We start from the raw sequence: 13,113 nt of genomic DNA, 5'->3' as shown, positions 1-13,113 counted from the left end.
ATTCCCGAGGACAGGGAAGTCCCATGAGCGGCACAGGAAGATCCCTGGCCAACCGCCGGTAACCAGCTCGGAACTCGGCCTTTACGCGATCAGAACGTCGATTGCCGTCCTTTTTTGCCGAGTTCGCTCGGATTGGGGATCCGGCGTCACTGCCGACACGGAAAACAACCCTCTTATCGGTCTCCCCAACCAGCACATCGTGGGCTTAACTTATGTGCCATGACCTCCCCCCGCTCCACCTATGGCGGCGGCTACTACTCCGCCTCCTTCCCGGACACTCCGATCTACGACTCCCTCGTGGCCGAGCGGGGCACCCCGCAGATCGCCCCGATCCGGGTCCCCCCCGCCTACGACGCGCCCAGCAGCCTGAACCTGCCCGCGCTCCCGTCGGCACTGCCCGCCCTCCCGGCGGGTCCCTCCCAGCCGGCCCCCGGCTACGGCTACCCGCAGATGCAGCAGCCCGCTCCGCTGCAGCAGGCGCCCACGGCGTACATCCCCCAGCAGGCGACAGCACCGCGCGGCTACCCGGGCCAGCAGCAGCCGCAGCCGCCGCGCCCGATGATGGGCGGCACCGGGTACGAGGCGATGCGCCCGGCGGCTCCGCGCCCCGCGCCGCCGGCTCCGTACCAGGACCCGTACAACAACCAGCAACAGCAGCAGTACCGCGGCTACTGATCGGCATCCCCTGATGTCGGTGCCGCCCGGCACGACGACGTCATGGGGATCGCCGAACTGCGGTCGACGCCTGTACACCCGGTCATGGCGCTCCGGGGCCTCTCGCCCCGGCAGGCCGTCACAGAGCCCTGGAGGCCGGCCGGTGACCGACGCTGGGCTCTGATCGACGACGGGGGAAAGGTCGTCACCCAGCGCGTGCACCCACGCCTGCACGCACCCGCGCCTGCACCCACCCGCGCCGCGCGCCCGCCGCCGCCGAGTTGGCGTCCGGGTGGCGGCATCCGCCCCACGCGACCGGGCAGGCCTCGCTGAAGGTTCCGGAGCCGGCGGCCGCAGTGCCGGTGGAGTCTCCGGTACGAAGGGGGAGGTACGAAGGGGAGGCGGTCCCCGCGGCCGGGTCCACGCATGCCTGGTGCGGCGACCATCCGGAAACCGCCACCCGTCTCGTCCGCCCGCCCCCGCCGCCCGCTCGACCCGGACCGCACGCTGCCGGGCGAGACCGTGCGCCTCGCCGAGGGCCGTCCGCCGCTGATCACCGCACAGGCCCCCGCTCGACGCCCCCCTTCCTCATGGCACGGGGCGACCACGCCGACGAGAACCCGCCCGCTCCCCCATGAACCTCCCCCGAGCCGGCTTCGACTCCGACCTGAGTGATCTCCGCCCCTGCGGGAACCCAAGCCCGCAGCCCGGACGTTGGGGGTCGTGAGAAGTTCCCGAGAGCCCTTGCCGGGGGTGATTTCGCTCTCTCTTCGGCCGGGCTCGCGGATGAACGGCTCGGGCGGGGGTTATCACGGAGCGGAAGGGGGTGGTGGACGGTGCGAGCGATCCGCGGCCTGTGGCGTTGGCGGCGCAATCCGCTGCGCCGTGCGACCGACCTGGTCGAGGCCTGGGTGGCCCTGGTGGCACTGCTGCTGATCGTGGTGGCCGCGCCCGTGCTCGGCTCGCTCGTCGGTGTGGCCGCCCAGGACACCCTCCAGCGGTCCGTCCGGCAGCAGCAGCACGACCGGCATCTGGTCACGGCCACCGTCGAACGGAAGCTGGGCGGCTCCCTGATCGAACCCGACCCCGACGCCACCAGCGCCCACGACACCCGCAGCCGCGTCCTCGCCGACTGGACCGCACCGGACGGCACCCGGCAGCACGGCGCGACCCTGACGGCCATCAAGTCCCCGCACAAGGGCGACCACTTCGGCATCTGGACGGATCGGCACGGTCTGTTGACGGCCCGCCCACTGGACTCCGCCACCGCGACGACCCATGCCGTGCTGGCCGGGTTCGGCGCGACCCTGCTCATCGCGGGTCTGATCGAGAGCGGCAGACGGATGATCGTCTGGCATATGGTCCGTCGCAGGTACGCGCGTTGGGACCAGGCCTGGGACCGGGCGGGCCCGGACTGGGGCAAGGCCGGCACCGGCAGCTGAGGGCCTTTCTGCCTCTGGTCGGTGCACCACCTCGGCGCACGCTACGGTGGACCGGCCGAAGCGCATTCGGTATCGACCCGCGCGCGAGCGGACCGCACGGGCCGGACACCCTCCGAGGTGGCCGTCCCGAAGGCGAGCAAGCGATCTGTACGACGAGGTGGGGGCTCAGCAACGCCATGGCACAGGGCACGGTCCAGGTGACGCACACCGGTACATCGAGGTGGCGGCGCCGCACAGGTGAGTACGCATCGCTCGCCGCCGCCCTGGAGGCCGCCGCGGACGGCGACGTCCTGACGGTCGCGCCCGGCACCTATCGGGAGAACCTCGTCGTCCAGCGCGCGGTGACGCTGCGCGGCCCGGAGGGCTCGCCCGGCTCGGTACGCATCGCGCCGGCGGACGGGGTGCCGTTGACCGTACGGGCCTCGGCGGTCGTACAGGACCTGCATGTCGAGGGCCAGGACGCGGCCGCGCCCGCGCTGCTCGTCGAGGAGGGCACCCCCGAACTGTTGGACATGCGGATCGTCACCCGCTCCGCCGCCGGCATCGAGGTGCGCGGCGGCGCGCGGCCGACCGTGCGGCGCTGCACGGTGGACAACCCGGCCGGCATCGGCATCGCCGTACTCGACGGCGGCGGTGGCGTGTTCGAGGAGTGCGAGGTCGTGGCGGCCGGTCAGGCGGGCGTGGCGGTGCGCGGCGGCGGCCACCCGCGGCTGGAGCGCTGCCGGATCCACCACGCCTCGGGCACGGGAGTGACGGTGACGGGTGAGAACTCCGCGCTGGAGGCCGTGGGTTGTGAGATCTACGAGGTGCGCGGCTCCGGCGTGCAGGTCACCGCACGGGCCACGGCGCACCTCACCGACTGCGATGTGCACCGCACCACCGCCGACGGCGTGACCCTCGACACCGACGCGGTACTCACCCTCGCCGACTGCCGGATCCACGACATCCCGGAGAACGCGGTCGACCTGCGCTCGCGCTCGGTGCTGACGCTGACACGGACGACCGTGCGCCAGTTCGGGCGCAACGGGCTGTCGGTGTGGGACCCGGGCACCCGCGTGGACGCCAACCAGTGCGAGATCTTCGACAGCACGGGCGACTACCCGGCGGTGTGGGTGAGTGACGGCGCCACCGCCGTCCTGGACTCCTGCCGGGTGCACGACGTACCGGACGCACTGTTCGTGCTGGACCGCGGCTCCCGCGCGGACGTCGTCGACAGCGACCTCTCCCAGGTGCGCAACACGGCGGTGTCGGTGAGCGACGGGGCGACCGCGCAGCTGGACGACTGCCGGATCCGGGACGCGGCCACCGGCGCCTGGTTCCGCGACCACGGCAGCGGCGGCACCCTCAACAACTGCACGGTGGACGGCACCCAGACCGGAGTGATCGTCACCAAGGGCGCCGACCCCACTCTCGAACGCTGCACGGTGGACTCCCCCGCCGAGGCCGGCTTCTACGTGTCGGCGGGCGGCCGCGGCACCTTCCAGAACTGCCGGGTCACCGGCAGCGGCGGCTACGGGTTCCATGTGATCGACGGCTGCCGTACGACGCTGCGCAAGTGCCGTACGGAGCGGTGTGCGCGCGGCGGTTACGAGTTCGCCGACGGCGGCCCGGACGCGGGCACCGGCCCGGTGGTGGAGGACTGCACCAGCGACGAGAGCGGCAGCCTCCGCCCGCCCGCGGCGCACGAGCCGGCCGTGCAGACCGCCCACCAGACCCCCGGCCTGCTGGGTGCGATCCCCGGCCAGCGCAGCACCGAACAGGAACCGCTTCTCGCCCCCGCCGCGTCCCAGGAGCCGGCCCGCACCTCCAAGGCCGTGCTCGGTGAACTCGACGCGCTGGTCGGCCTGGAGAGCGTCAAGCGCGAGGTCCGTGCGCTGACCGACATGATCGAGGTCGGCCGGCGCCGTCAGCAGGCCGGTCTGAAGGCCGCCTCGGTCAAGCGGCACCTGGTGTTCACGGGCTCCCCCGGCACCGGAAAGACGACGGTCGCCCGGCTCTACGGCGAGATCCTCGCCTCCCTCGGTGTGCTGGAGAAGGGCCATCTGGTCGAGGTGTCCCGGGTCGACCTGGTCGGTGAGCACATCGGCTCCACGGCGATCCGCACCCAGGAGGCGTTCCAACGGGCGCACGGCGGTGTGCTGTTCATCGACGAGGCGTACGCGCTGTCGCCGGAGGACGCCGGGCGGGACTTCGGCAAGGAGGCCATCGACACGCTGGTGAAGCTGATGGAGGACCACCGGGACGCCGTGGTGGTGATCGTCGCCGGCTACACGGAGGAGATGGAGCGCTTCCTCTCGATCAACCCCGGCGTGGCGTCCCGGTTCTCCCGGACCATCACCTTCAGCGACTACGGCCCGGACGAACTCCTGCGGATCGTGGAACAGCAGGCCGACGAGCACGAGTACCGGCTGGCACCGGGCGCCTGTGAGGCGCTGCGGACGTACTTCACGGTGCTCCCCAAGGGCCCCGCGTTCGGCAACGGCCGTACCGCCCGCCAGACGTTCGAGGCGATGGTCGAACGGCACGCGAGCCGGGTCGCCCAGCTCGCCGACCCGAGCACCGACGACCTCACCCTGCTGTACGCCGAAGACCTTCCGGAACTCACCTGATCAGCCCGCCGGTTGCGGCCGCTGCCCGGGCAGTTCGGGGCGCAGCCGGGCCAGCAGCCGTTCCCGTTCCTCGGCGAAGGCCGGGTCCGCCTGGTAGTCGGAGTGGCCCAGGATCGGGGCCGGGAGCGGGTGTTCCGGGGTGCGTCCGTAGGCGAGGGGGTCCTTGAGGGGCGTGTGGTCGACGGCCGGGCCGTCGCCGTCGGCGATCCGCACCGGGCCCCCGATGGGGTCGGTGAGGCGGTAGAGGTTGCGCCAGCAGGCGACCTCACGGTGCAGGGAGCCGAGCTCGGCCGGGCCGAAGTGGGCGGGGAACCAACGGCCGTACAGGCGCTCCAGTGGGGAGCCGTAGGTCAGCAGGGCGACCCGTTTGCGCACCGACGGCGTCAGCTGCCAGGCCGCCGCGGCCGCGAGGACGCTGCCCTGGGAGTGGCCGGAGATGACCAGCCGGCCGCCGGTGCGGCGGGTCCAGGTGTCCATGCGCCAGGTCAGGTCGGGAACCGCGCGCTCGGCGTAGCAGGGCGGGGCGAAGGGATGGGCGGCGCGCGGCCAGAAGGTGCCGACGTCCCAGAGGATGCCGATGGTGCGCCGGGCGGCGGCGTCCTTGTAGGCGCGCCTGCCCCAGGTGACGAAGAGTATGAATCCGAGCCCGACCAGCCAGGAGCCGAGCGCCTGGGAGGCCTGGGCCGCGCCGTGCACCAGGGCGTAGGTCCGGTCGGCGGCCGCGTCCGGTGTCTCCCCGGTGGCGAGCGCGCCCACCAGCGCCCCGGCGCCCAGCACCAGCGTGGCGGCGCACAGCACGGTGACCAAGAGCGGCGTCCGGTCGGTGAGGGCCGCCATGGCACGGACCCCGGCGATACGGCGGGTGCGTGCCGTGTCGTCCGGCTCGCCGGCGTGGTCGAGGCCGACGGCGGCGCGTTCGGCGTGGCCGAGCCGCGAGGTGCGCCAGGAGAGCCAGGCGACCGCGGCGAGCAGCACCACGAGGACGGGCGGGATCGCGGAGGCCTGCCAGGTCAGCAGTACCGGTGGCCCGGCGATGGAGGTTCCGGTGCCGTCCAGCCAGTCGGAGACCCGCTGGGCGACCCCGCCCGAGATCACCCCGCCCAGTGCGCAGGCGAGCAGCGCGACCGCCGGGCCGCCGAGGCCGCGCATCGCGGCACGCGGATCGGGGAGCCGGCGGTGCAGGTCGTGGGCGACGGCCCCGAGGACGATCACCAGCACGCCCTGGGCCAACACCAGGCCGCCGAAGGCCGGATCCCCGGCGAGCCGCCCCACGGAGCGCCATCCCGGCCGGGACCAGCCGGCGTACAGCGCGACGAGGACCAGCAGGGCGAGCGCGCCGAGCGGCAGGCGTCGTACCAGCCGCCGGTCGAGCTCCTGGTCGAGGAGGTTCTCGCTGCGGCCCCGGCGGCAGACCACCCACACCGCGGCGAACGCCAGCGCGGCCAGCACGGCGGACAGGAGCCATCCGGCCGCGTCGAGTACGGCGGGTCCGCCGGCCCGGCGGTCGAAGGCGGCCGCCGGTGCGAGGACCGCGGCGGCGACGGTGAGCAGACCTGCCGTGGTGTGCGCGGCACGCAGCCGGGCCACCAGCCGGCGCCCGTACCAGAAGCCGGGGCTGCCGAGGGAGGTGTGCCCGGGTTCGGCGTCGTGGGCCAGGGGCCGGGTGGACTCGTAGGCGCTCCAGGTGCGGTGCGAGAGGTACCAGAGCAGGCCGGTCAGCGCGGTGGGCACCAGGGCGGCCAGGGCGAGCCGGCGGCCGGGTGCGCTCCACCAGCCGCCGGCGGAGCCGCTGGGTGAGAGGAAATCGAGCCAGGAGTGCCGGCGGGCGCAGGCGGTGATGCCCGCACACTGCCAGGCGGCCAGGTCCAGGGCGACCTCGCAGGCGGCCGCGACCAGCAGCACCGTCAGGGTGAGCCCGGCGAGCCGGACCAGCAGGCCGTAGAAGCGGACGGTGCGCGGCCGGTCCTGGGCGGCGGGGCGCATCCAGTGGGCGAGGTTGACCACCATGAACGGCAGGAGCAGCAGCCACAGGGCGCGGGAGGCGTTGCCGGAGGTGAGGTTGCACCAGACGTACGCCTCGGGCACCGGGCGGTCGCCGTAGTCGCCGGGCCGGGACTCGGCGTCGACGTCCACGGCGCGCCGGAAGACGGCTGCCGTGTCGTCGCCGGTGATCCGCACCGTGCGCGGGTCACCGAGCATCTTCTCGGGCGTGCTGCCGCCGACTCCGTGCACCAGCAGTTCCAGGTCGATCTCCGGCACGGCGGACCGCTCGACGGCTTCGCTCCTCCCACCGGTGAGCCGCCGGACAGAACCCCCCTTCCCCTGCCCGACCACCGGCCGCCCGGCCGATCCGGCCGTCCGCACCACGAGCCGCTCGGCCGGTTCGCCGGTGCCGGCCGCCGACCGCCCGGCCGGAACGGCAGTCCCGGCCGCCGTTCGCTCGGCCAGACCGGGCGCCTCGGCCGCCGGTCGCTCGGCCGGATCGGTCGTCTCGGCCACGAGCCGCATGGGCGGGCCGGTCGCCTCGGCCAGGCGTTGCTCGGCCGGGCCGGTCCTGTGCGCCGTGAGCCGCTCGGCCGGATCGGGCCGTGGGGTGCCGGGCGGTTGGGCGGGTTCGGTCTCCGTCGCCGCCGGCCGCTCCGCGGGGTCGTCGGCGGTAGGTTCCTGCGCGCGTTCCACTCTTCTCGCACTTCCCCCGTGACGCGCCGATGGTCTGTGTCCGTGCGGGCTTCAGGATCTCCGATTCCGGTGTGACGCACACCACTCGCCACGGAATCTCCCCGTTGTGTGTGACACCTGAGGGAACACGTGGTGACCGAATGACATGTGCGCGCCGACACAGGGAGTGGCGCAACCGGTGTGGTCCCGTGAAAGGATGGGGCGCCCACGCACCGGAGCCGGGCGGAATGTCCTGGTCGGAGCCGGTACGCAGGGCGTGTCGGACTGCTTGAGGCGAGAGGACCGGAGCGTACGTGAGCGAGAACCAGAACCTCCTCGCGGAGCAGCGCCGCGCCCTGATCCTGGACGAGGTCCGGCGCCGGGGTGGTGTTCGGGTCAACGAGCTGACCCGCAAGCTCGGCGTGTCGGACATGACCGTACGCCGGGACCTGGACGCACTGGCCCGGCAGGGCGTGCTGGAGAAGGTGCACGGCGGTGCGGTGCCGGTGGTCGAGGCGAGCACGCACGAACCGGGGTTCGAGGCCAAGTCGGGGCTGGAGCTGACCGCCAAGGAGGACATCGCCCGGGCCGCCGCGGAACTGGTCGTGCCGGGTACGGCGATCGCCTTGTCCGGCGGTACGACGACGTACGCGCTGGCCCATCAGCTCCTGGAGGTCCCCGACCTGACCGTGGTGACCAACTCGGTGCGGGTAGCGGACGTCTTCCACGCGGCACAGCGGGTCTCCGGGCAGCGGCAGGGCGCGGCGACCGTCGTCCTGACCGGCGGGGTGCGCACCCCGTCCGACTCGCTGGTCGGCCCGGTGGCCGACCAGGCCATCGGGGCGCTCCACTTCGACCTGCTGTTCCTGGGTGTGCACGGCATATCGGTCGAGGCCGGCCTGTCCACGCCGAACCTCGCGGAGGCGGAGACCAACCGCCGCCTGGTGCAGTCGGCCCGGCGGGTCGTGGTGGTCGCCGACCACACCAAGTGGGGCACGGTCGGCCTGAGTTCGTTCGCCAAGCTGGAGCAGGTCGACACGCTGGTCACGGACGCCGGGCTGCCGGCCGGGGCGCGTGCGGAGATCTCCGAGCACCTGCGCCGGCTGGTAGTGGCGGGCGAAAGCGACTGAGAGTACAGACAGCTGACGGGCCGTCAGCTACCTTTTCGGGACAGCGTCTCATGAGGAGGTCGGCCCGTGGCTCACCAACTGCGCCCGGTGGGGCTCGACTTCGTCGAGACCGCACCCGTACGGCTCGTGTTCGGACGGGAGATGACGGCAGCCCCTCGGACGGTCTTCCGGGCCCTGGCGGAGGACGTGCCCGGCTGGTCGCAGTGGCTCACCGGGGTGAAGTCGGCCCGTCCGACGGAGCACGGCCGTCAGGTGCGGCTCCGAGGCGGCGTGCGCTTCGAGGAGACGGTGCTCGCGTCGCGGGCGCCCGAGGTGTACGCCTACCGCGTGGACGAGGCGAACGTACCGGGGGCGCGCGCATGGCTGGAGGAGTGGCGCCTTGTGCCGTCCGGCACCGGGACCCGGGTGCGGATGACGTTCGCACTGGACGGTACGGCGCCGTTCCGGGCGATGTGCCGGCTGGCGGCGCCGGGCATGGGCCGGGCGATCCGCGAAGGGATACGCGCCTTGGACAGAAGGCTGTGAACGCCGCCGTCCGGAGCGGCATTTCGGGGACGCGAGGCTGTGCCGGACAGCGGCTCCGCCGTGCGGGCGCGACCAGCCCCGTACGGCCCGAGGCCTCAGACAGCCCGCGGCACCCCTGTCAGCGCGGCCACACCCCGGTCGTCAGCAGGGTCTCGATCGCGGCCGCGTAGGGCGCGATGTCCAGCCCCTGCTCCTCCAGCCAGGAGTCCGAGTAGTACTTGTCGAGATACCGGTCCCCCGGATCGCACAGGAGTGTCACCACGCTCCCCCTGCGCCCCGCCGCCACCATCTCGGACACGATCTTCAGCGCACTCCACAGGCCGGTCCCGGTGGAACCGCCCGCCTTCCGCCCGATCGCCCGCTCCAGCGCCCGCACCGCCGCCACGCTCGCCGCGTCCGGCACCTTCATCATCCGGTCGACGGCCCCGGGCACGAAGCTCGGTTCCATCCGCGGCCGTCCGATGCCCTCGATCCGTGACCCGCAGTCGCAGGTGACGTCCGGATCGCCGGTGGTCCAGCCCTCGAAGAAGCAGGAGTTCTCGGGGTCGGCGACACAGATCCGCGTATCGCGCAGGGTGTAGTGGACATAGCGCGCGAGGGTCGCGGACGTACCGCCGGTCCCCGCCGTGGCGACGATCCACGCCGGCTCCGGGAACCGCTCCAACTCCAGCTGGCGGAAGATGGATTCGGCGATGTTGTTGTTGCCGCGCCAGTCCGTGGCCCGTTCGGCGTAGGTGAACTGGTCCATGTAGTGGCCACTGGTCTCCACCGCGAGGCGCGCGGACTCCTCGTACATCTTCCGGGAGTCGTCTACGAAGTGGCACTGCCCGCCGTGGAACTCGATGAGCCGGCACTTCTCGGAGCTGGTGGTGCGCGGCATGACGGCGATGAAGGGTACGCCGATCAGCTTGGCGAAGTACGCCTCGGAGACCGCCGTCGAGCCGCTGGACGCCTCGATCACGGGACGGCCCGGCCGGATCCAGCCATTGCACAGACCGTAGAGGAAGAGCGAGCGGGCCAGCCGGTGCTTGAGGCTTCCTGTGGGATGGGTCGACTCGTCCTTGAGATAGAGGTCGATGCCCCACGCCTCGGGCAGCGGGAAACGCAGCAGATGGGTGTCCGCCGAGCGGTTCGCATCCGCCTGGACTTTGCGGACGGCTTCTTTGAGCCAGTCGCGGTACTCGGTGTCGCTGTGGTCGACATCGAGGGTGGCGCCGGTTCGGATCTGCGGGGTGGTGCTCACGGCGGGCTCCTTACGCTGGGCGCCGAACGGCGTCCGAGTGCGGCCGACGCACCGATCATAAACACCTTTCCCATCGCTTCCCACCTGCATAAACGCATCTTTGGGCGCCTCAAAGACCCCCTGGGGAACAGTGGCTCGAATCCTTCGGGGGGCGCATTGCCGCGAGTGCTCCGGGCGCCCCCCGCCCGGCGGCCCGTGCGCACTGGTGCTCCTCGTCGAGGGCGGGCAGACTGCCACCGGACGGGACGAACGTCCCGAACGGGGGCGCACACTGGATCACAACACGAGCCGGAGCACGCCGGCCGGGGCCACAAGCTCGCGGGCCGGTGACCGAGGTACTCGAAAAGGGGCGGGGCAGGATGGCGGAGCCGGAGTTCACGGCGAAGGGCGTGCGGATCGACAAGCGGCTGCGTTCGCTCACCCGGGCCGGACAGGTCCGGATAAGCGACGGCAGGCTGCAGCTGCTGACCAGCTACGGCAGCGAGATCGACAGCGCGCCCGTACAGGCGGTACGGGCCTCGAAGCCATGGTTCGCGTCGGAGGACCGGGCCCTGGCCGACCTCAACGGCCAGCGCTACTCACTCACCCTGGGCGACCACGATCCGGCGCCGGGCGAGTCCGGGCCGCCCGCGGCGCGCCGCTTCATCGAGGCGGTACGGCGGGCCGCCGGGCGTGACCGCTGAACCACGGCGAGTTGCGGGACCGTGCGCACTGGGTCACTCTTGTCTCACGTCACTCTGGGTTTACCGGCGATAACGCTGCGAACCAGCCCGCCGGCCACGACAGCAGGCGGCCCCCTGGACGGCGGCGCCCTGCTGGATCCGTTCTCCGTGTTCTTCCGGACCTCACGTCGGGGAGTCGCAGTCGTGATCGAACACCCAAGCAGACACTGCTCGGTGGAGCTCCAAGCCCTGCCCGCGCGGATCGGCCAGGTCCGCAGAATCGTATCTGCACAGTTGCGCTACTGGCGCCTGGACCCGTTGATAGACCGGGCCGCGCTCGGTGTGACGGAGTTGTTGACCAACGTCCACCGGCACGCCCAGCCCGACAAGAACTGCACCGTCGAGATCGAGCTCCAACTCGACCGGCTCACGGTGTCGGTCCGTGACCACGATCCACGGCTCCCGGTGGTCGAGGACGGGACGGACGTCGCGCCGATGGCCACCTGCGGACGCGGCCTGGCGATGGTGGCCGCGGTCAGCGAGAGCTGGGGAGTGCGGCCGCACGACGACGGCAAGGTCGTGTGGTTCACCCTGCCCGCGCCGACCGCCACGCCGAAGGCGGCTCACCCGCAACGCCGTACGACCGAACCGGCACCCCGGCATGTCGTAGCGGCGGGGGCGGCGGCCACCGGGGCGCCCGCCGGGCACGCGACCGTCGGCGCCACCGCCACCGCACAGGTCGGCGCCAGCGCCTCCGCTGCCGCACACATGGCCGACGGTGCCCCCGCCGCCGTACCCGCGACCGCCGGCCCTTCCGCCGCCGTACCCGCGACCGCCGGTGCCCCGGACACCGCACACGCTCCCGCCCGCTCGGCTGTCGCCAGTTGAGCGGGCGGTGAGTTTCCTTCCCGGACAGTGCTCCATGGCGGCCGGGCGCCCGAGGTGAGGACGTCGAGGCCGGCCGCGCGGTGCGTCAGCGCGGACCCGCCCGAGCCGGACGGGCCCTGAACGCGGCGAAGCCCCCCTGCGGGAACGCCGCGTCAGCGCCGTCCAGAGCACGTACGGCGGTGTGGGCACCGCCTCGCACCCGCACGGCACCCATGGCACGGGCCGCGGCCCGTGCCACCGTCGTCGTCATGCCGCACCGCCCTTGCCGATACGGCCGAACTGCTCCTCCAGGACCGACAGCCGCCGCCAGTACTCGTCCTCGTCGATCTCACCGGAGGCGAAACGGCGGCCGAGGACGGCGAGCGGCGAGTCGCCGGCCGGGCGCCCGGCGTCCATCGGACGCCAGGGGCCGCCACGCCCGCGCCACGCGGTGCGGCGCACGACGGTGACGACGCCGATCACCACGGCCGCCCAGATCAGCGGGAAGAACAGGATCCACGGGCCGGGCCCGCCGTCCCAGTTCGCCAGGGTCTCCATGTCGGTTCAACTCCCTTGCCGGAAAGTCTCGATGTGTTGCCTAGAGACTGGCTCCAGGGAGGGGTCCGCGTCGTCGTGCGGCCGGCGGCCGTCGCCGTACCTCCCGGGGAGTACTGGGCGGGGCCGGGCTGCTCCCGCAGGCCTGCCCTTCTGTAACTACTAGTATGTACAGTGGCCGTATGAGCACGTCGGAGCGTCTGATCGAGTCCACCCGTGAGCTGCTCTGGGAGCGCGGTTACGTCGGCACCAGCCCCAAGGCCATCCTGGAGCGCGCCGGGGCCGGCCAGGGCAGCATGTACCACCACTTCAAGGGCAAGCCGGACCTGGCTCTGGCCGCGATCCGGCGGACGGCCGAGGAGTTGCTGGCCACCGCCGAGGGCGTGCTCACCGGGCCGGGCACGCCGTACGAGCGGATCGAGGCGTATCTGCGGCGCGAGCGTGACGTGCTGCGCGGCTGCCCGGTCGGACGGCTGGCCATGGACCCGGACGTCATCGCGAGCGACGAACTGCGGGCACCCGTCGACGAGACCCTCGACCGGATCCAGGAGCTGATCGCCGGGGTCGTCGAAGAGGGCAAGGAGCTGGGGCAGTTCGGACCGCAGGTGGACGGTGAGGAGATCGCCGCGACGGTCCTCGCGACCGTGCAGGGGGGATACGTCCTCGCCCGCGCCTCCGGCTCGCCCGCCGCGTTCGACGCCGGGGTGCGCGGACTGCTGTCCCTGCTGAGGAGCTGACGCGCGTGCGCACGTGTCCGCCGCCGACCAC

General features: G+C 72.6%; 12 protein-coding genes and 1 pseudogene. 9 read left to right on the top strand and 4 right to left on the bottom strand.

Annotation, left to right across the window (positions count from 1 at the left end; translation table 11 throughout):
- Positions 1-219 precede the first annotated feature (219 nt).
- From ABZ642_RS34775 to ABZ642_RS34760, 4 genes are all read left to right on the top strand, one after another.
- Positions 220-675: a DUF6643 family protein gene (locus tag ABZ642_RS34775; protein ID WP_360491540.1), complete on the top strand. Its 456-nt coding sequence runs from the start codon at positions 220-222 to the stop codon at positions 673-675.
- 42 nt (positions 676-717) lie between these two features.
- A complete protein-coding gene (locus tag ABZ642_RS34770; RefSeq protein WP_360491537.1) occupies positions 718-987 on the top strand; it encodes an MOSC N-terminal beta barrel domain-containing protein in 270 nt (89 codons plus the stop codon).
- 503 nt (positions 988-1,490) lie between these two features.
- Positions 1,491-2,096 (top strand): hypothetical protein, encoded by a 606-nt coding sequence (locus tag ABZ642_RS34765; protein WP_360491534.1) that lies wholly within the window; start codon positions 1,491-1,493, stop codon positions 2,094-2,096.
- A gap of 176 nt (positions 2,097-2,272) precedes the next feature.
- Complete coding sequence (locus tag ABZ642_RS34760; protein WP_360491531.1) at positions 2,273-4,705, top strand: right-handed parallel beta-helix repeat-containing protein; 2,433 nt, start codon at positions 2,273-2,275, stop codon at positions 4,703-4,705.
- Here ABZ642_RS34760 and ABZ642_RS34755 read toward each other — a convergent pair whose 3' ends face one another.
- Positions 4,706-7,384 carry a hypothetical protein gene (locus tag ABZ642_RS34755; RefSeq protein ID WP_360491528.1) on the bottom strand — a complete coding sequence of 893 codons (2,679 nt, stop codon included), beginning with the start codon at positions 7,382-7,384 and terminating at the stop codon, positions 4,706-4,708.
- Between the two features lie 293 nt (positions 7,385-7,677).
- Here ABZ642_RS34755 and ABZ642_RS34750 point away from each other — a divergent pair, with 293 nt between their 5' ends.
- The gene (locus tag ABZ642_RS34750; protein ID WP_360491525.1) at positions 7,678-8,493 is read left to right on the top strand and encodes a DeoR/GlpR family DNA-binding transcription regulator; all 816 of its coding nucleotides are present in this window, start codon (positions 7,678-7,680) and stop codon (positions 8,491-8,493) included.
- A gap of 66 nt (positions 8,494-8,559) precedes the next feature.
- The gene (locus ABZ642_RS34745) at positions 8,560-9,018 is read left to right on the top strand and encodes an SRPBCC family protein (protein ID WP_360491522.1); all 459 of its coding nucleotides are present in this window, start codon (positions 8,560-8,562) and stop codon (positions 9,016-9,018) included.
- A gap of 118 nt (positions 9,019-9,136) precedes the next feature.
- On the opposite strand, the gene ABZ642_RS34740 is transcribed toward ABZ642_RS34745, so the two are convergent.
- Entirely contained in the window at positions 9,137-10,261 is a 1,125-nt protein-coding gene (locus tag ABZ642_RS34740; protein ID WP_360491519.1) for a PLP-dependent cysteine synthase family protein, read from the bottom strand.
- Between the two features lie 359 nt (positions 10,262-10,620).
- Here ABZ642_RS34740 and ABZ642_RS34735 point away from each other — a divergent pair, with 359 nt between their 5' ends.
- Positions 10,621-10,944, top strand: coding sequence for a hypothetical protein (locus tag ABZ642_RS34735; protein WP_360491516.1), 324 nt, complete (start codon positions 10,621-10,623; stop codon positions 10,942-10,944).
- A 183-nt stretch (positions 10,945-11,127) separates the two neighbouring features.
- A complete protein-coding gene (locus ABZ642_RS34730; RefSeq protein ID WP_360491513.1) occupies positions 11,128-11,811 on the top strand; it encodes an ATP-binding protein in 684 nt (227 codons plus the stop codon).
- 44 nt (positions 11,812-11,855) lie between these two features.
- Here the strand turns inward: ABZ642_RS34730 and ABZ642_RS34725 are convergent.
- Together ABZ642_RS34725 and ABZ642_RS34720 are read right to left on the bottom strand one after the other, a co-directional pair.
- A pseudogene (locus tag ABZ642_RS34725) lies at positions 11,856-12,061 on the bottom strand (ABC transporter ATP-binding protein); the annotation flags it as partial.
- Positions 12,058-12,348, bottom strand: coding sequence for an SHOCT domain-containing protein (locus tag ABZ642_RS34720; RefSeq protein ID WP_360491510.1), 291 nt, complete (start codon positions 12,346-12,348; stop codon positions 12,058-12,060). The gene ABZ642_RS34720 and the pseudogene ABZ642_RS34725, both read right to left, overlap by 4 nt.
- 179 nt (positions 12,349-12,527) lie before the next feature.
- Between ABZ642_RS34720 and ABZ642_RS34715 the strand changes: the two genes are divergently transcribed.
- Positions 12,528-13,082 (top strand): TetR/AcrR family transcriptional regulator, encoded by a 555-nt coding sequence (locus ABZ642_RS34715; RefSeq protein ID WP_360491507.1) that lies wholly within the window; start codon positions 12,528-12,530, stop codon positions 13,080-13,082.
- The last annotated feature ends 31 nt before the right edge of the window (positions 13,083-13,113 follow it).

Origin of the sequence: Streptomyces sp. NPDC007157, from assembly GCF_040634235.1 — a bacterium.
Lineage (GTDB): Bacteria > Actinomycetota > Actinomycetes > Streptomycetales > Streptomycetaceae > Streptomyces.
The sequence above is the reverse complement of the archived record's forward strand: the minus strand, read 5'-3'. Positions and strand labels throughout refer to the sequence as shown.

Excerpts from the sequence above, each read along its gene's own strand:
- ABZ642_RS34775 (WP_360491540.1), top strand. The coding sequence starts at position 220 with ATGACCTCCCCCCGCTCCACCTATGGCGGCGGCTACTACTCCGCCTCC.
- ABZ642_RS34770 (WP_360491537.1), top strand. The coding sequence starts at position 718 with ATGGGGATCGCCGAACTGCGGTCGACGCCTGTACACCCGGTCATGGCG.
- ABZ642_RS34760 (WP_360491531.1), top strand. The coding sequence starts at position 2,273 with ATGGCACAGGGCACGGTCCAGGTGACGCACACCGGTACATCGAGGTGG.
- ABZ642_RS34735 (WP_360491516.1), top strand. The coding sequence starts at position 10,621 with ATGGCGGAGCCGGAGTTCACGGCGAAGGGCGTGCGGATCGACAAGCGG.
- ABZ642_RS34720 (WP_360491510.1), bottom strand. The coding sequence starts at position 12,348 with ATGGAGACCCTGGCGAACTGGGACGGCGGGCCCGGCCCGTGGATCCTG.
- ABZ642_RS34715 (WP_360491507.1), top strand. The coding sequence starts at position 12,528 with ATGAGCACGTCGGAGCGTCTGATCGAGTCCACCCGTGAGCTGCTCTGG.